The sequence below is a fragment of the Campylobacter concisus genome (assembly GCF_003048595.2).
GTDB classification, from domain to species: domain Bacteria; phylum Campylobacterota; class Campylobacteria; order Campylobacterales; family Campylobacteraceae; genus Campylobacter_A; species Campylobacter_A concisus_L.
The window spans coordinates 598,941-617,692 of record NZ_CP049270.1 but is presented as its reverse complement, the minus strand read 5'-3'; the positions used below and the strand labels follow the sequence as shown (position 1 = coordinate 617,692).

At 39.2% G+C, this 18,752-nt stretch carries 13 protein-coding genes and 2 pseudogenes; 1 reads left to right on the top strand and 14 read right to left on the bottom strand.

The window, feature by feature from the left end; all coding sequences use genetic code 11:
- Positions 1-187 precede the first annotated feature (187 nt).
- From CVT15_RS10295 to CVT15_RS03025, 14 genes and pseudogenes are all read right to left on the bottom strand, one after another.
- Positions 188-928: pseudogene (locus CVT15_RS10295) on the bottom strand (cache domain-containing protein); the annotation flags it as partial.
- Positions 929-1,155: 227 nt separating this feature from the next.
- A complete protein-coding gene (locus CVT15_RS10290; protein ID WP_374048479.1) occupies positions 1,156-1,596 on the bottom strand; it encodes a methyl-accepting chemotaxis protein in 441 nt (146 codons plus the stop codon).
- 795 nt (positions 1,597-2,391) lie between these two features.
- Positions 2,392-3,096 (bottom strand): annotated as a pseudogene (locus CVT15_RS10285) (cache domain-containing protein); the annotation flags it as partial.
- A 419-nt stretch (positions 3,097-3,515) separates the two neighbouring features.
- The gene (locus CVT15_RS03075) at positions 3,516-6,083 is read right to left on the bottom strand and encodes a molybdopterin-dependent oxidoreductase (RefSeq protein WP_107897988.1); all 2,568 of its coding nucleotides are present in this window, start codon (positions 6,081-6,083) and stop codon (positions 3,516-3,518) included.
- Positions 6,084-6,167: 84 nt separating this feature from the next.
- Positions 6,168-6,743, bottom strand: a complete 576-nt coding sequence (locus CVT15_RS03070; RefSeq protein ID WP_087578577.1) for a cytochrome C — start codon at positions 6,741-6,743, stop codon at positions 6,168-6,170.
- A gap of 98 nt (positions 6,744-6,841) precedes the next feature.
- The gene (locus tag CVT15_RS03065; protein ID WP_107897989.1) at positions 6,842-7,264 is read right to left on the bottom strand and encodes an EamA family transporter; all 423 of its coding nucleotides are present in this window, start codon (positions 7,262-7,264) and stop codon (positions 6,842-6,844) included.
- 51 nt (positions 7,265-7,315) lie between these two features.
- Complete coding sequence (locus tag CVT15_RS03060; protein WP_103576253.1) at positions 7,316-8,239, bottom strand: Dyp-type peroxidase; 924 nt, start codon at positions 8,237-8,239, stop codon at positions 7,316-7,318.
- A gap of 16 nt (positions 8,240-8,255) precedes the next feature.
- Positions 8,256-8,951 (bottom strand): DUF4230 domain-containing protein, encoded by a 696-nt coding sequence (locus tag CVT15_RS03055; protein WP_087585657.1) that lies wholly within the window; start codon positions 8,949-8,951, stop codon positions 8,256-8,258.
- Between the two features lie 101 nt (positions 8,952-9,052).
- Positions 9,053-10,264, bottom strand: coding sequence for a threonine ammonia-lyase (gene ilvA, locus CVT15_RS03050; RefSeq protein WP_107897990.1), 1,212 nt, complete (start codon positions 10,262-10,264; stop codon positions 9,053-9,055).
- Positions 10,265-10,288: 24 nt separating this feature from the next.
- The gene (trmA, locus tag CVT15_RS03045) at positions 10,289-11,392 is read right to left on the bottom strand and encodes a tRNA (uridine(54)-C5)-methyltransferase TrmA (protein ID WP_107897991.1); all 1,104 of its coding nucleotides are present in this window, start codon (positions 11,390-11,392) and stop codon (positions 10,289-10,291) included.
- Between the two features lie 2 nt (positions 11,393-11,394).
- Positions 11,395-13,089, bottom strand: a complete 1,695-nt coding sequence (locus CVT15_RS03040) for a Na+/H+ antiporter NhaC family protein (RefSeq protein ID WP_103576250.1) — start codon at positions 13,087-13,089, stop codon at positions 11,395-11,397.
- A gap of 9 nt (positions 13,090-13,098) precedes the next feature.
- Entirely contained in the window at positions 13,099-13,845 is a 747-nt protein-coding gene (locus tag CVT15_RS03035) for an SDR family NAD(P)-dependent oxidoreductase (protein WP_103576249.1), read from the bottom strand.
- 8 nt (positions 13,846-13,853) lie between these two features.
- On the bottom strand, positions 13,854-15,065 hold the full coding sequence (locus tag CVT15_RS03030) for an ankyrin repeat domain-containing protein (RefSeq protein ID WP_103576248.1): 1,212 nt from the start codon (positions 15,063-15,065) through the stop codon (positions 13,854-13,856).
- Between the two features lie 36 nt (positions 15,066-15,101).
- Positions 15,102-17,687: a bifunctional aconitate hydratase 2/2-methylisocitrate dehydratase gene (locus tag CVT15_RS03025; RefSeq protein WP_103576247.1), complete on the bottom strand. Its 2,586-nt coding sequence runs from the start codon at positions 17,685-17,687 to the stop codon at positions 15,102-15,104.
- Between the two features lie 126 nt (positions 17,688-17,813).
- On the opposite strand from CVT15_RS03025, the gene CVT15_RS03020 reads away from it, so the two are divergent.
- Positions 17,814-18,272: a methylated-DNA--[protein]-cysteine S-methyltransferase gene (locus CVT15_RS03020; protein WP_103576257.1), complete on the top strand. Its 459-nt coding sequence runs from the start codon at positions 17,814-17,816 to the stop codon at positions 18,270-18,272.
- The last annotated feature ends 480 nt before the right edge of the window (positions 18,273-18,752 follow it).

Sequence of the window (18,752 nt, the reverse complement as noted above, 5' to 3'; positions counted from 1 at the left end):
TAAAGAAACTAACCAAAGCATCTGTAATAGTTTTAATAGGATTAAGCGATCTTTTTAGCAAGAAATATACAAACGCAGACAAGACAACTATAAATATAAAGGCTAAAATAATCTGAACTTTTAAAATAGGCAAAGTATGCGAGCTAAAGATATTTTGATCCATTGCTGTTATTGCCAACCAACCTTTGTCATTTATCTCTAACATATAAGCATAGACATCTTCGCCTTTTGTATTTTTATATGCTATCAATCCATTTTCATCAAATTTCTTTTCATTATATTGTTTTATTAGACTCTTTGCGATCTCGTGAGGTTTGCCGACTAATTCTTTATTTGGGTGCATTATAACGTTGCCATTTTGATCTGTAACAAAAGCATAGCTGTATTCAGTTTTACTAATTTGCGATATATTATTGCTCAACTCCTCAATAGATGCATCTATACCCGTAACTCCAATATTTTTAATAGGTGCAGCAAAAGTTATAACCATCGCATTTAATGAAGCTGCCATATATGGATCAGTATATATTGGTTTATTCTCGGCTTTAGCTTGTTTATACCATCCTCTAACTCTTGGATCATACCCAGCTTTATTTTGCCCATTTGATCTAAACATAGCCCCATTCTCATATCCAGCATAAACAAGAGTGATCTCTTTTCCAGATATAGCTTTTGCTTGAGATAAAGCTAAATTTATACCATCAGCATTCATCGAGCCATCACTTTTCTCGCTTATTTTACTAAGAGTCTCAGCCATTTTTTCTATAGCATACTGATTATTAGTAAAAAAGCTATTTAGTGCGATTTTCACATCTTTTAAGATTTGCTTTTGAGTTTGTATTACTAACTCAATGGCTTTATCATGAGCTGTGTTATAGCTAGCTAAAGATATTAGCGAGAATGATATGAATAATGCCAGTATAAGCATTAAAGATATTTTGTTTGCAATTGATCGCATTTACTTTCCTTTTACAAAAATTTTTAAGATGCGATTCTATATTTTTTTATATTAAATAGTATTAAATAATATTAATTACAAAATAGTGATGTATACATTAAATAATAATTTTGAATTATTTTTTCATTCTAGGTAGTTAAAATCAGCGATATAAAATTAGAATTTAGGGGAAGCAAACCCCTAAATTCGGTCTAAGATTAAAATTTATTCTTTCTAACGTCGGCTACTATCGTCTTAGCCATGTCGTCTATTTGATCAGTAATTTCGTTTGTTGTACCAACAATATTTATATTTTGTTTTGTAATACTGTCGATCTGACTTACACTTTGATTTATCATATTTATGCCTTCGCTTTGCTCTCTAATGCTCTCACTCATCTCATTGATGCTTTGAGCTAGAACATTTGCGTTAGCTTCGATCTCACCAAGTGATTTTTGAGTTCGCTCTGCTAGTTTTCTAACCTCGTCGGCAACTACGGCAAAGCCTCTGCCGTGTTCACCCGCTCTAGCTGCCTCGATAGCGGCGTTTAGAGCAAGTAGATTGGTTTGATCGGCTATATCTCTAATAATAACGATGATATTTTTAATCTCTTCGCTTTGTCTAGTTACGTCGCTAGCCTTTTGGCTAATAGCGTTCATAGAACTGCTCATCTCTTCTATAGCCGCCGCGCTTTCTTGTATGGAGTCGGCTTGCTTATGGGCTCCGTCGGTTAGGGTTCTCATAGATTCTGCTAGGATTTTGGCTTTTTCTTCTAGGACCTGAGCTTCTTTTAAATTTTCCCTTAGCATATTGCTTACGGCGTCGCCCGCGCTTTGAAGGCCTACTATCATATCTCTTAGATCGCTTTCAAGCTCCGGTTTTAGCTCTAGTTTAGGAGTGTAGTCGTTTTTATTGTAAGAAGCTAAAACTACGGCTATTCCTTTTAAATTTTCAGAAATTGACGCAAAGAATTTATTTAACAAATCTTTTAACTGAACTAAAGCCGGATTATTAGGGACGGAGTTAATCTTAGCCCCCATGTGTCCTTTTATCATGAGATTTGCTATACCGTTCATCTCCTCTATTAAGGCGCTGTCTTTTTTAACGCCGTTAAGGACTTTTTCTATATTATCGTTAATAGATTCGCTCATTCTGCCGAATTCGTCTTTGGTAGTTACTACTAGCTTTTCCGGAGCGTTAGGGGTTTCGTAGGTGATGAATTTAAACGCGTCTTCAAGCTTGGTTTGAATAGTTCTAATAGGGCTAAGGGATTTTTTAAGAAGAGTAAATACGATAGCCGAAAGTATGACTATAAAAGCTACGGCTAGGATTATTTGAGCTTTTAATAAAGGTAAAGTATTAGACGAAAAAGTATCTGCTCCGATAGCGGCTACGGCTAGCCAGCCTTGATCGTTTATGGCCATTACTTTTGCTGTTACGTTTTCGCCCTTATAGTTGGTGTAAGGGATTAGCCCGTTTTCGTCAAATTTTTTAGCTGCAAACGCCTCGGCTAGATATTTGCTTGCGGGAACGGTTTTACCGACGTTGTTTGGGTCGTTATGCATTAGTATTAGGCCGTCTTTATTCATTAGATAAACATAGCCGTATTTTGTTTTACCCATTTCAAGGATTTTTTTACTTAAAGCATCTATATTTAAATCAAGCCCCAAAACACCATCAAAATTTCCATTTTTATTTACTGGAGCGGCAAAGCTAATTACTAAAGCATTAGACAAGGCAGCTTTGTAAGGTTCGGTATATATAGCACCATTTGCACTCTTTGCTGCTTTATACCAGCCTCTAGTTCTAGGATCGTAGTTATCGGCTGGAGTTGTTCTAGTGCCGTCAGACTGGAAAAAATGTCCATCACTCTCGCGACCATAAAAAATATCAGTAACTAGATGACTAACGCTTTCTTTTTGCATTTTTGTTTTTTCCATGTACGAGTCATCATTATTTGGTATTTGTGCTATATCTGAAGCAGACTTTTTGGCAACTTCTAAATAATCTTCAAAAAAAGAATCCGTGGTTGCTTTGATATCACTTAGAATCTGATCCTGGGTCTGGCTGACCAACTCTACTACCTTACTTTCCGCTGTATAGTAGCTGACTGCTGAAATAGCAGCAAACGAAATAACTAGCAATGAGATGATAATCATCGCTATCTTTGAAGTTATGGACTTCATCTTTCCTCCTTTAAAAAGTTAAAATCGCTTTAATTTATCGAAAAAGAATTAAAACTAAAATTAATTTTATACTACATTTAACGCCTTTTAAACAATTAATCAAAAATTGTATTCATTAAGGTAAAAAAGCGAGTTTTTTTAGTGATTATTTTATCTTTAAAAGTCCGGTAGCTTGGCTTTTAAAAAGGCTTTATAAAAATTTATAACTAGTCATTCAAATGTAAAAATTTTTATTTAACAATCAACAAAAATTATACCTATCACCTCAACATCCATTGCAAAATAAAAATTTATAAAGCTATAAGCTTTAATATAAATTTAAGCTTTTGTGAGTAGTAGATTTATTTTAAACTTTAAGTTCAAAAGCAGGAGATCGCTCCCCTGCTTTGAAATTATTTAGAAAATTTTGGCTCAGCAAAAGCTGTAAGCTTTAATGCCTCGCCACCTTTATATTTCTCGATATTTACAAGAGCTGTATGGCTTATGTTACCATTTGCTAGCTTACTTGTTGGGATATCTATAGTTAGCACGTTTGCACCGCCGTTTTTGCAAATTCCACTATCAAAGCCATCATACCAAGCGCCCTCAGCTAGTTTTACAACGCCCTCTTTGATGTTTTTAGTGACATGAGCACCTGCTAAAACCTCGCCACGTGCATTAAATACACGCACCAAGTCGCCACTTTGTACGCCAAGCTCTTTTGCGTCTTTTTCGTTGATCCAGATAGGCTCGCGATTTGCGATAGCGTATTTGTCACGAAGTGAAGTTTGGCTTAGCTGTGAGTGCAAGCGGTCAGTTGGGTGAGCGCTTATCATGTGGAATTTAGCTGGCTTATCTTTCATGCCTAGCCACTCGATCGGCTCAAACCACATTGGGTGCGCCTTGCAGTCGTCATAACCCATTTTCTCGATAGTCTCTGAGTAAATTTCTATAAGACCGCTTGGGGTTCCAAGAGCATTTAATACGGGATCTTCTCTAAATTCGCCAAATCTCACCCAGCTATCGCTATCTTGAGATGAGGCAAATGTAACTGGCTTGTTCTCGTTCCAAAACTCTTCAAATGGCTTTATATCAGTTGTGAGCTCTGGCACAGCCTTGACCTGAGCGTAGGCTGCGTCATAGTACTCTTTAATCCAGTCAAACTCATCCTTGCCGTTATCTGTGTAGGCAACGACTAAATTTTTAGCATAAGCCTTACAAAGATCGATGAAAATTTGGTAGTCGTCTCTTGCCTCGTGGTATTTTTCAACGACTTGTTTCATCGGTACGATGTTCATATTTGAGTAGTCACCAGTCATGGTAATGTCGTTTCTCTCATACTCTGTAGTGATTGGAAATACAATATCAGCCATTTTTGCTGTCGGTGTCCAGTATGATTCATGTACGACAACCGTTCTTGGCTTTCTCCACGCTTTTAAATTTGTATTTGTATCTTGGTGGTGCACAAGTGGGTTGCCGCCGACCCAGTAGATAAAGTCGATATCTGGATAGGTGATCTTTTTGCCGTCGTGGTCGATCACTTTACCAGGATGTAGCAACGCATCAGCAATCCTTGCTACTGGAAAGGCATAATTGGTTGCTTTTTGTAGCCAACTTTGGCCTGTACCTGCTGCTGCAGCTGCCTTTGCGACGAAGCGACCGCGTTTGTCAAACTCGCCTGTGTCTGTGCCGATAAACTCGCCTTTATCGTTAAATTTACCCACACTTGCGCTATTTACGCCGCCAATGACTGCGCCCTTGCATGTTGGTGCGCCACCGTTTGAGTAGTGATAGCTTAAGCCAAATCCTCCACCTGGAAGTCCTATCTGACCGATCATAGCTGCTAGTGTCACCATCGCCCAGTGTGGTTGCTCGCCATGGTGAGCGCGCTGCATACCCCAACCACTCATTATCATAGTGCGGTTTGCAACAAATGTATCGGCTAGCTCTTTTAAAGCGTCTTTATCGATACCACAAATTTTACTCGCCCACTTTAAATTTTTAGGAGTGTTGTCTGTCTTGCCAAGTAGATATGGGAGAAATTTATCAAAGCCAGTTGTGTAGGTCTCGATAAAATTTTTATCATACTTGCCGCTTTCATATAAGTAGTGTATCATACCAAGCATCATCGCTGTGTCGGTGTTTGGCACTGGGGCGATCCACTGAGCGTTGTCAAAGTATTGCGCTGTGTCACTCTTGATAGGGTCGATAATGATCACTTTGATATCTTTTTTGTTTTTGAGCTCTTCAAAATATTTAAAGCCCTGCTCATCAGTCGATGTCCAAGCTATGCGAAGTGTCGCAAGTGGATTTGCACCCCAGATGACTACGACTTTTGAGTTTTCAAGTACGACTGGCCAGCTAGTTTGCTGCTCATAGACCTCGATACTACCAACAACGTGAGGCATGATGATCTGGCTAGCACCTGTTGAGTAGTCCCCTAGAGAGCCAACGAAGCCACCGCTTAAATTCATAAATCTATGAAGCAAAATTCTTGAGTTATGCACGTTGCCGCTTGATTTCCAGCCATAGCTACCCGCAAATACGCTTTGCAAGCCTTTTTGTGCTCTTGTCTTTTTAAGCTCTCTTGCAACTAGTTTGATCGCCTCTTCGTAAGGCACCTCAACCCACTCATCCTTGCCGCGAAGCTCTGGCTTTGGATTATCTGGATTTTCAAGGTAGCTCTTTCTAACTGCTGGGCGTTTGATACGACTTTTGTAGATCATATCTGGTGTGTAGTACTGAAGTGGGTTGTAAATTTCACTTGTTTTTTGGATAGGCTCTGACTTTACTGCAACGCCGTTTTTGGTTGTCACTTTTAACATCCCCCAGTGAGCGGCTGTGATGACCTCGCCATCTCTTAAAACACTCTTTTTTACGCCATCAGCAAATAAATTTGATGCTGTTACGCTTGAAAGCAAAGGTGTCGCTGCAATTGCTGTAGCACCTCTTTTTAGAAATTCTCGTCTGTTCTCGTTCATCTTATCTCCCTTTCATTTTTAAGTTTTCTTTTGAATAAGCTAAACTTTAATATTTGTTTTTACTCGCCGCTACAAAAGTTTTGCTTATTTACCTAGGTTTACGTCAGATGAGTGTTTTTGAAGGTATTCAACAACCAACCACTCGTCTTTTTTCTCTATTGCGGTTCTGCCGATCATTGATTTTAGAAGTGACGGCCATTGGTTAGCGTTGAAATGTGTGGTTTGAGGCAACGCATGGCAAACACCACAACTCTCCTTATACATCTTGTCAGCTTTTGCAAACATCGCGTTTACGTCAGTGCTAAAACCATCTTTTTGAACAAAAACTGTTGTTTCTACCTCGTTCCATTTGCCGTTTTTGCCCTCTTTGATCACTTTAATATCAAAAGGTGCAGTTTTTGCAAATGCCACCGAGATAATCCTCGCGCCATCAGCAAAATAAACTACGTTGCTAACAGCTGGGTTTTGATAGCCTTTTACTTTAATTTGCGCTCTGTCACCGCTTGTTTGTAAAATTTCAACTGCGTTGGTTGGTAGCAGTCTGCCTATACTTTTTGTTGAGCTAGCATCACCGTAAACATCTTTTACAACATCTGTGTAGTTTACACTAGCACCAAATGCCGCACAAGCCACGATGGTTGATAGAATGATTTCTTTCATATTTCTCCCTTCAAAATGAAATTGTTCAAATTTTAGGAGCTTTTTAATTAATTACAAATTAAAATTAAAAATATAATTTAAGAATAATGCAGGAAATTTTATTTAAAAATGAGTAAAAACACGCCAGACACGATAAGACAAATGGCTAAAATTTCTTTTAAATTTAACCTCTCGCCAAGAAAAATAACAGCCAAAATAATAGCAAGCACAACGCTAAATTTATCAACCAGCGCCACTTGATAAACTTTGCCAACTTGCATCGCTTTAAAATACATAAGCCAAGAAAGTCCAGTTGCTATGCCACTTAGTATGAGAAAGAGCCAGTTTTTAGGGCTTAGTGAGCTTAAAGGCTGCCATTTTTTAGCCACGCTTAAAAGCAAAACAAGCATAAAAACTACAACAATCGTTCGCACAAATGTTGCAAAATCGCTGTCGATATCCCTTACACCAAGCTTTGCAAAGATCGCCGTAAGTGCGGCAAATATAGCCGAAAGGGCTGCGTAGATAAACCACTCTGGCATCTTTTTCCTTATAAATTTAAAGGGGCAAATTTGCTTTGCCCCACTATAAATTTAACCCTCATACTCGCTTAGCATATCGATAGTCGGTGCAAAAAATAGTGCACCAGTTACTGGAGTGCTAAAGTCAAGTAGTCTATCTGAGTTGCCTTTTGGCTCGCCTATGAACATCTTTTTAAGCATCGCCTCAACGGTAGAAAATGTGCTCGCATAGGCGATAAAGTAGGTGCCACTCTTGCTGCCCTCAGTAAAAGGCATATTGCCGCGTACGACCTTTTTATCATCGCCAACATTTGCTGCAGCTGAGTGTGAGTTGCTAGGCTTTTCATCCTCGCTCATCTCGATATCAAGCTGCTTTGAGCGGCCTATAACCTTTTCTTGTTCACTAACGCTTGTGGCGTTCCACTCTTGCATTTTATGAAAGTATTTTTGCACAAAAACGTAGCTTCCACCCTTAAATTCAGCATCCTCGTCGCCCACTTTTGCAAAATGGTCTCTATCCTCGCCATCAGGATTTTCAGTGCCATCAACAAAGCCTATGATCGCCCTGCCGTCGTGGTATTTAAAGCCTTGCACCTCATCTACAAGATCAGCAAATTTATATAGCACATCCTTTACACTTTGTGCCATGTCAAAGCAGTCAGCAGCATTTAGCGCACGAATGTGGATGTGTATATCACCCTTTGTGCTAACGGCCTCGTGTTTGTCGCCCTTTATCGCTTTAAAAGTTACAAGCTCTTTTGGTAGGCTCTTTGTGATAGCAAGTTTTTTCCATGCATCGTGTCCGACACCAAGGACACAGTTTACATTTTCACCCGCACCAAATCTAACCTTTGCAGTTTTGTTTAAATTTATAACCAAAGCGCAAAGCCTAGCAAAACCCTCTTTACACGCCTTTTTATCATATTTTAAAACCCAAGTTTGAAAGACGGTGTTATTTCCTGGAGTTTGTGTAACCTCTTGTGAATTAAAACTCATTTTTTCTCCTTTAAATTTATGCGATATTTTCTAAATTTAGCTGTGAATTTATCTGCTCATCGTTATCATCAAAAACAAATTCGACCTTGTTTGCCCCAAAGCTCTTTGCTATCGCTTCAAGCGTGTCGCGAGCCGATTTATGTATCTTACATTGAAGCTGTGAGATAAGACGAACGCTCATCTTTTTGACTTCGTTTCTAGCTTCTTCTATTAGCCTATTTTTATCTTCTTCTGTAAAAGTGCTTCCAAAAAAGCCATTTAGCGAATCAGGCAGCAAAAATGGTATAAATTTACCGTTTTTCTCATCATAAAATTTCATATCGGCGATTGAGAATTTATACTTACATGGGGGCATTTTTATCTTGTAGCTAGAGTTTGCGATCTGCATGATCTCAAGTTTTGGGCTAGTTAGATCGTAGATGAAATTTATCTCAAACTCAAATATCATTGAAAGCTTCTTCTCGCTTACCAGCCACCTTAGATACTCTTTGCCAAAATTTCCAAACGCATGGTCGGTTTTTGTGACGATCTCTTTGCTATATACTTGAAAAACAGATAGCTCACCGATACTTTTTAGCTGTGAAATTTCAGTACTTACAGATAAATTTTGACTCTCATCTTTAGCCTTTTTTAAAGCCTTGTTTGCCCTATAAAATGCAAATACAAGAACTGCAAGTAAAAGGGCTAATATCAAATTTATATATTCACTCATTCTTTCTCCTTTAAAGCTTGCTATTTTAGCTTAATTTTGTAAAGTAAAAGGAATTTTAGCTTGTTTTTGCTATCTTGAAATCCACAAAATAGCAAAAATTTTTAAAACAATTGAGAAAATGAAAAACCACTTTTTTCAAGCACTTCTTTAATCTTTTCTTGATGCTCAAGACCCTTTGTCTCAAGTGTAATCGTAATACTTGCATCACCATAATCAAGCCTTGTCGAGAAGCGATCGTAGTCGATCTTTACGATGTTTGCATTTGCTGATTTGAGGCTATCTGTTAGGCTCATGAGCGCTCCTGGCTTATCCACAAGCGTTATTTGTAGTGTCATCTTGCGGTGAGACTTGATAAGACCCTTTTCGATAATGATAGAAAGTACCTGAACGTCGATATTTCCACCACTTAGCACCACGCCTATCTTTGCACCTTTTTTAAATTTTATCTTATCATGCATGAGTGCTGCCACACCTGCTGCGCCAGCTCCTTCCACAACGATCTTTTGAGTCTCTAGCAAAAACAAAATCGCAGTCGCGATCTCCTCGTCATCGACTTGCACAAACTCATCTACGCACTCAACGATATTTGCTAGTGTGATCTCACTCGCATCACGCACAGCGATGCCGTCAGCTATGGTGCGGACTGATTTTGAGTTTATGCTCTTTTTAGCGCCGTAGCTATTAAACATAGCTGGAGCACCCTTTGCACCAACACAGACCACTTTTGTCTTTGGATTGACCTGCTTTATACAACTAGCCACACCACTAGCTAATCCGCCGCCACCAACTGGGACGATGACCATATCAAGGTCACTTATCTCATCAAGCATCTCAAGCCCCACAGTGCCCTGCCCTGCCATGACGTACTCGTCGTTAAATGGATGAACAAAGGTCATGCCCTTTTCTTTGGCGTAGTTTATCGCAAAAGCGTATGCCTCATCAAAGTTGTCGCCCTTTAAGATGACCTCTGCGCCAAGGTCCTTTGTGCCAGCAACCTTTAGAAGTGGCGTAGACTCTGGCATGATGATGCAAGCATGCACGCCAAATTCCTTTGCGCTTATAGCTACGCCTTGAGCGTGGTTGCCAGCACTTGCAGCCACAACGCCACGTTTTCTCTCCTCATCACTTAGGCTAGCTATTTTATTGTATGCGCCTCTTATCTTATATGCGCCGGTTCTTTGTAAATTTTCTTCTTTCAGGTAAACACTTGCGCCTAAAATTTTACTAAGCTTTGCACTTAGCGCAAATGGGGTCTTAGTCACAAAATGACCGATCGTGATCTTTGCTTGGATGATTTTATTTAGTGAAACCATTTTTTCAAATTTTCCTTTTTAAAATTATTCTTTTGCCCTTAGTAGAACGCCACACTCAATGTGATGAGTGTTTGCAAACTGATCAAAAATGGCAAATTTTATCACTTTATGGCTTTTACAAAGCTCTTTTAAATTTTCTTTCAATGTCTCTGGGTTGCACGATATATAGATGATATTTTTGAAATTTTTGATGAAATTTACAACATTTTCGCTTAGTCCTGCGCGAGGCGGATCAACAAGGACATGCGAGAAATTAAAGTCGCTTAAATTTATATCTTTTAGCCTGTTAAATTCCCTAACGCCAGCAAATGCACTCATAAGCTCGTCAGCGTCCATACGTAGAAATTTGATATTTTTAACCCCATTTAGCTCGCAGTTTTTAATGGCATTTGCGATCGAGCTTTTTGAAATTTCAGTGGCGAGAACGTTTTTAAATTTAAACGAAAGCGGGATAGTAAAATTTCCATGTCCGCAGTAGAGCTCAAGGAGGTCAGCGCCAGCCTCTACGAACTCTTTTGCCCAAGCTATCATCTTTTCATTTACGGCTCTATTTGGCTGGATAAAGGCATTCTCAGAGAGGCTAAATTTATAAATTTGACCTCCAACATCTAGCTCATCGATCAGATTTAGCTCGCCACTTAGCAGCTTTTGTCCGCGAGATCTAGCAAGTATGGTGATATTAAGCTTATTGGCTAAATTTTTAATCTCTACTTCAAACTCACTATCAAGCTTTTTATGATAAAGCAACGTGACTAAAGTGCCGCTTTTACAAGAGATAAATTCTACTCCAAAAAGCTTTGTACGCAACATCTCACTCTCTTGCAAACTTTTAAGTAAACTTGGCATAAGAGAAGAAATTTGCTCGCAGACCTTTGGGCACTCATCTATAAAAATTCTCTTGCCCTTCTCACTTGCATGCATGGTATAACTAAGCTCGCTGCCATCGTGCCAGATGCCAAACTCAGCTCTCGTGCGGTAGTGCTTTGGATTGGAGCCAAACACATCAAATTCGCCATCATAAAACTCTGAAAAATTTTGTTTTACAAGATCAGTTTTAAATAAAATTTGCTCATCATAAGGAGTAAAAAGAGTGCAAGAGCCGCACTCTTTTAGATAATTGCAATCCAAATTTATGCTTCCACCTTTTTACCGATAAATCTAACTAATGCCCAAATCGCTAAAAATCCGCATGGAAGTGCTATCCAAACGCTAACGCCAAATGCAACAGGTAGATAGCCGACTAAAACACTCACCGCACAAACGCTTAAAGCATAGACCATTTGTGTAGAGACGTGGTCGATGTGGTTACATCCTGCACCCATTGATGAAAGTATCGTAGTATCCGAGATCGGAGAGCAGTGATCACCAAAGATCGCACCTGTAAGTACGCCTGATATATTTACAATCATATATGCATGCATAGCATCTCCGTCTAAGCCGTAATTTTTACCAACAGCGTAAGCTAGTGGAATAGCTAAAGGCATCAAAATACCCATCGTGCCGTAGCTTGTTCCTGTTGAGAAGCTTATAAATGAACCAAGGATAAAAACAGCCACTGGTAGGATAAATTTAGGTGTTGATGAGCTTAATAGATCAACCAAATATCTTGATGTGCCAAGCTCTTTTATAACAGCACTAAGACTCCACGCAAGAAGCAAAATCACAACTGTAATTATCATAGTTTTCCAGCCTTTTACCCATGTGCTGATAGCCTCTTTTACGTCAAAAATTTTACGCCAAACGCCCATTGTGATAGCTACGATACTAGCAAGTAATGCTGCTTGAAATAGCGACGTAGCTGAGTCTGCCTCACCAAAAGTATCTTTAAATGTAGAAAATGAAAGCGGATTAGCAAGTGCATTTTTAAGAGCATCGCCCTCAAGTGCAGCAAGACCACTAAAATAAAAACTAGTAAAAGCACCAATAACTAGCACAAGAAGTGGCACGACAGCGTTTGAGGCGCTTAGTTTTACGCCTTCTTTTGGCTCAAGTGTTTTGTCTTCAAGGTCTTGGATCTGAGTTTTGCCAGAGTGAAGTTCGCCCTTTCTGGCACGTCTTTCAGCTAATAGCATTGGGCCGTATTCACGTTGCATCAAGGCAGTACAAACTATAAAAAATAGTATAAAAAGGTTGTAAAATCTATATGGAATTGTCTCGATAAATATAGAATAAGCGTTAATTCCAGTCTCTCCAACTAGCTCATAGCCCTTTTCAATGAGTGAAACCTCAAGGCCAACCCATGTCGAGATGATAGCAATACCAGCGATCGGTGCCGCAGTAGCATCAATGATAAAAGCTAGCTTTTCGCGGCTTATTTTAAATTTATCGCTTATTGGTCTCATGATAGGACCTACGATTAGGGCATTTGCATAGTCATCAAAAAACACAAAAATTCCCATCAGCCATGTTGAAATTTGAGCTGAAATGCCACTTTTTGCCTTTTTACTAAGCCAAAGAGCAACCGCCTTTGTACCACCCATTTTTGTAATGAGTGCGACCACACCACCGATACAAAGCACTTGAAGCAAAATACCTGAATCAGTCTTATCCGCCATTGATTCAACGACTCTTGAAACAATACCTGTAAAGCCTTTTACGATACCCATAAAGATGTTTTCATTGATGATATTTATGAGAAATGTTCCGCTAAAAACGCCTATAAATAGCGACAAGATGACGTCTTTTGTGATAAAAGCAAGTGCTATTGCCACAACAGGCGGTATAAGCGTAAATACACCATAAATTTCAGCGTTTCTCTTTGCCACTTCTGGATCGACACCAAAAAGAGCAACGCTAAAAAAAAGTAATAATAAAATTTGTCTCACAAGAACTCCTTAAAATTTTTCTATCGCAAGCCCAGCCCAAGTCTGCGTATTTGCCATGACTTCGACTCTGTTTATATTGACGCTTCCGGGCATATTTAGACAATTTACCAAAATCGTCGCGATATCCTCAGATGTGATGAAATTTGTATTTTCATAAAGGCTATCTGCCTTTGCCTTATCTCCCCTAAATCTAACCTCACTAAATTCAGTCTTGCAAAGCCCTGGCTCGATGTTTGTCACCCTGATATTTGTACCGACTAGATCGTTTCTTAGATTTAAACTAAACTGCTTTACAAAGGCCTTTGTGGCACCATAAACGTTGCTTCCAGGATATGGCCATGAGCCAGCTGTCGAGCCTAAGTTAAATATATAGCCCTTTTCCTGTTTGTAAAGTAGCGGCAAAACCGCCTTTGTCGAGTAGATAAGACCCTTGACGTTGGTGTCTATCATCGCCTCAAAGTCCTCCACCTTCGCATCTATCGTCTTTTCAAACCCAAGTGCCATGCCAGCGTTATTTACGAGCACTTCAATGTCCTTAAATTTATCAGGCAGGCTCTCTACCGCTTTAAAAACAGCTTCTTTATCGCGTATGTCAGCTACAATGATATGTGTATCGCCAAGCTCACCTGCAAGCTTCTTTAGCCTATCTTCTCGCCTTGCAAGAGCGACTATCTTGTAGCCCTCTTTTGAGAGTCTTCTGGCGATCGCCTCGCCAAATCCAGATGTTGCACCGGTTACAAAAGCTGTCTTTTTCATGATTTTTCCTAATTGAAATTTGGTTTTAAACCCAAATTTTCTAAAAATTTGATCGTATTTTCGTTTTGTTCTTTCATGGCATAGTCAAGCGCGTTAAATCCAGCGTCATCAGTGGCATTGATATCAGCGCCGTTATCTATCAAAAGCTTTAAAATTTCTGGCGTTGCGTGAGCTGCTGCGTGCATAAAAACGCTTCTGTTTGTATGCTCCAACCCACATGTATCTTCAACTTGAGTCATACCCAAATTTATCATATTCATCTTGGCATTTTCGTCTATGTAACTCTCGTTTACATTGGCACCATTTTTTAGCAAAAGCTCACAAAGTGGCTTATCGCTAAACTGCACAGCATAAAAAAGCACACTTTTTCCAAAGAAATTTTTATGATTTACATCAGCTTTATTTGCAAGTAAAATTTTTACATTTTCTATATTTTTTAGCGCAAAAAATAGCGGCGTCTCATCACCTAAATTTACATCCGCTCCACGCCTTATGATCTCTTTTATCATATCGCCACTCTTTTCATTCAAAAGTACAATATTAAGCAAATTTGTAAGCTCAGCGGTACTGAAATTTTTCGAGTAAAGCAAATTTGCCAGCTCATCAAAACTTATCTTTTGAGCGATCATCTTTTGTTCAGGAGTTAAAATTTTAGCCTTATTTACATTTTTGCCAACACTAAATGTCAAAAACTCATTTACCACACTAGTTGCGTAATACGCAGCACTTGCGGTATCAAGTCCAAGGCTTTCATAAAATTTCACAAGCGGAGTTTGGGCGTTTTTATAGGCTTCTAAAAATTTTTTATATTTTAAAAAATTAAACAAACTTTCGTTTGCCCAGTATCTAAAATACTCCATCCTGGCGTCTTTTTGCTCTTCAGCAATATCAGGCTTTGCAAGCTCTTTTGCGTAAAATTCAGGTGCAAATGATGCTTTTAGCAAAAGCCATCTAAGCTTATTTAAATTTTCTTTATAAACGCCATCACCAACACAGCTTTGAGACTCGCTTCTCACAGCCATGCTAGCATCAAAAAGCTCTTTTATCTCTTGTAAATTTATAAGTGAGCCATCGCAATAAAATAGACTTTCATTTATATATGCAAGCCCGTTTGGAGTAGTTTTAAAGCTCTCTTTTTTAGCAAGATCACTGCACTCTAAAGCGTGTAAATTTATCAAAAAACAAACGCTAAAAAAGAGAAAAAAAACTACTTTTTTCATCAAAGCTCCTTAAAATTTCGCGATATTGTAACAAATTTATATACTAAACTCGCTTATTTCATTAAAATTTAGATATTTATAAATTTCATCTTTATTTAAGCTAAGACTATCTTTTACTATCTTTTTATATTCATCTACGCTTGGTAAACGCCCAAGCAGAGCACAAACGGCAGCTAGCTCGGCACTTCCTAGATAGACCTTCGCACCCATGCCCATTCTGTTATCAAAATTTCTAGTTGATGTAGAAAACACCACTGCATTGTCGTTTACTCTTGCTTGATTGCCCATACAAAGCGAACAACCTGGCACCTCTGTCCTCGCATTTAATCTTTTAAAAATTTCATAAACGCCCTCATCTTCAAGCGTGCTTTTATCCATCTTTGTTGGCGGTGCGATCCAAAGCCTAGTTGTAAGCTTGCTCTCATGCTCCAAAATTCTAGCAAGCGCCCTGTAATGGCCGATATTTGTCATACAGCTTCCCACAAAAACTTCATCGATATTATGCACTCTTTTGTTATCAGCTAAAATTTTACTTAGCGTTGCCACATCGTCTGGGTCATTTGGACACGCCAAAATCGGCTCATCTATCTGAGCTAGATCGATCTCCAAAATTTCAGCATAGCTTGCGTCCTTATCGGCTCTTAAAAGCGTTGGATTTTCTAGCCATTTTTGCATTTTTTCTTTTCGTCTAAGCAGGGTCTCACGGCTCTCGTAACCAGCTTTTATCATCGCATCAATTAGCGCAACGTTTGATCGAACATACTCCACGACACTATCAACGCTTAAATTTACCACGCAAGCAGCCGCCGAGCGTTCAGCCGAAGCATCACTTAGCTCAAACGCCTGCTCTACTTTTAAGCTCTCAAGCCCTTCTATCTCTAAAATTTTACCCGCAAAAATGTTTTTTTTATTTTTCTTTTCAACGCTTAAAAGCCCTTTTTTAATCGCAAAATAAGGTATCGCATTTACAAGATCCCTAAGCGTCACGCCCTCTTTTAGCTTGCCTTTAAATTTGATCAAAACCGACTCTGGCATATTTAGTGGCATCATTCCAAGCACCGCTGCAAACGCCACTAGACCACTTCCTGCTGGAAAACTAATGCCGATAGGAAATCTCGTGTGACTATCGCCACCAGTACCCACTGTATCAGGCAACACCATGCGGTTTAGCCACGAGTGGATGACGCCATCACCTGGTTTTAGGCTCACGCCACCACGTAAATTTATAAATTTTGGCAGGCTCTCATGCATCACAAGATCACTTGGCTTTGGATAAGCGGCCGTGTGGCAAAAGCTTTGCAGAACAAAATCCGCGCCAAAACTAAGGCTAGCAAGCTCTTTTACCTCATCTCTAGTCATCGGCCCTGTTGTATCTTGCGAGCCAACAGTTAAAATTTCTGGCTCCACATAAGCTCCAGCTCTCACTCCAGCCTTACCACAAGCCTTGCCGACCATCTTTTGAGCCAGCGTATAGCCACCGCCCTGCTCTTTTGGCTGATCTGGCTTTATAAAAATTTGCTCCTCGCCAAGCTCTAGAGCCTCTCTGGCCTTTTTGGTCACTTGGCGTCCTATTATAAGCGGTATCCTGCCACCTGCTCTTATCTCATCGCTTAGAGTATTTGGGTTTAGTTTGAAATTTGCCACGAGCTTTTTCTCGCTGCCAATAAGCTTATAAATTTCGCCTTTAAATGGATAAATCTCTATCTCATCGCCCATCTCAAGCTCATTTACATTTGCAACTATTGGCATTGCACCGCTATCTTCGGCAGTGTTAAAAAATATCGGAGCTATGGTCGTACCTATCACGATGCCGCTCGTTTTTTTGTTTGGCACACCCTCTATCTCATCGCCCAAATGCCACTGGATCGAGTTTATACCGCTCTTTCTGCTGCTGCCAGTGCCAACCACGTCGCCAACATACGCCACTTTTTTACCACGAGCTTTAAGTTCTTTTAAAATTTCTAGACCCTCAGGCATCTTTTTAACAAGCATTGCTTTTGCGTGAAGTGGTATATCGGCCCTTGTATAGGCCTCACTCGCTGGACTTAGGTCGTCAGTATTTGTCTCACCAGGTACTTTAAAAACGACTGCGTTTATACAGGTTTCGATTGGCTTTTTATGCGTAAACCACTCCGCATTTGCCCAAGAAGTAAGCACCTCTTTTGCAAATTTATTGTTACTACTTAGCTTTGCGATCTCGTCAAAATATTCATGCACCAGGATGATATTTTTTAGCTCATTTGTCGAAGCGCGAGCGATATTTTCATCGCTACTTTTTAGAGCTCGTACTAAAATTTCCACGTTATATCCGCCAAGCATCTTGCCTAAAATTTTAATAGCACGCATCGCGTCAAGACCGCTAACAGTAAGTCCGTCTATCACTTCACCAAGAAATTCTGCCTTTATCTTCGCTGCGTCATCAACGCCTGGATTGATACGAGTTTCAAGCAAACTTATAAGAAATTTTAGCTCGCTTTGCGCCTTTTCGTCGCCACTAGACTTGCTGGCAAGCTTTATTAGCTCGCAAACTTCGCTTGTTTGCTTGGCATTTAGCGCAAGCGGTGGCACGCCCTCTTTTTCTCGCTCGCTCACGTGTTTTTCGTAGTCGGTAAAAAAGCTCATGAAATTCCTTTGTGGTTTTTGCTCGTTATTTTTAGTCTAAAATCGCTAGTTTTGCTTGCATTTTATCAAAAAGCAAAACAAACTAAAGTAAAATTTGCCCAAAATTTCAAATTTCAAGGAGCAAATGTGTCAAAAGCTTACCTAAAATCTCCCATTGGAATTTTGGAGATCGTTGCCAGTAAAAATGGAATTTGTGAGATAAATTTTGTAGATAAATTTGAAAAAATTGCAGTAAAAGATGAAAATTTAAGGCTTTGCCTTGATGAGCTAGAGGCTTATTTTAATGGCAAGCTTAAAAAATTTAGCGTAAGGCTTGATATAAAAACAACTAATTTTAGAGCAAAAATTTACGAGGCTTTACAAAAAGTACCATATGGAGAAACGACCACATACGCGGCCTTAGCACTTGCTATAGGTCACAAAAATGCCTACCGAGCAGCAGGATCGGCCAATGCTAAAAATCCAGTGCCTATCATCGTCCCTTGTCACAGAGTGCTAGCTAGCAGTGGGCTTGGCGGATACTCGGGCGGCGAGGGCTTGCCAACTAAAATTTGGCTTTTAGAGCATGAAGCAAAGCATAAATAGCTAAAAATTTACAGCAAAATAAAAGTCCGGCAAATTTTAAAATTTATGAACGAGTATATCACATCTCCAAATTTAAGCTTACTAGAGTTTTAAACCACATGCTACGTTTTAGCGCCATTGAATGCACCTTGAACGTGAGGAATCTAGCAGATTTAAAAAGGAAAATAAGAGGACGGGCTCGTAATTCAAGCCCCATTGTCTCTCTTTTGAATCAAAAGGAATTTACAAATTTAATCAAGCTGTCTTTACAAATTTTAAAACTTTACGCACTTATCTTAGCAACTTACCAAATTCAGTTTTCATTATTTGCTTGTCACTGAAATCGAAGCGTGATATGCTCGCTCATAAATTTTAAAATTTGTTTTTCTCTAGTGTGCTGCATGTGCTTATAATGTTTAAATTATTAATTGCTTTTATGCGTTATATGGCTTTTTGTTTGGATTTTAGAATCGTCAAAATTTATAAATTTCTCTAGCCCTA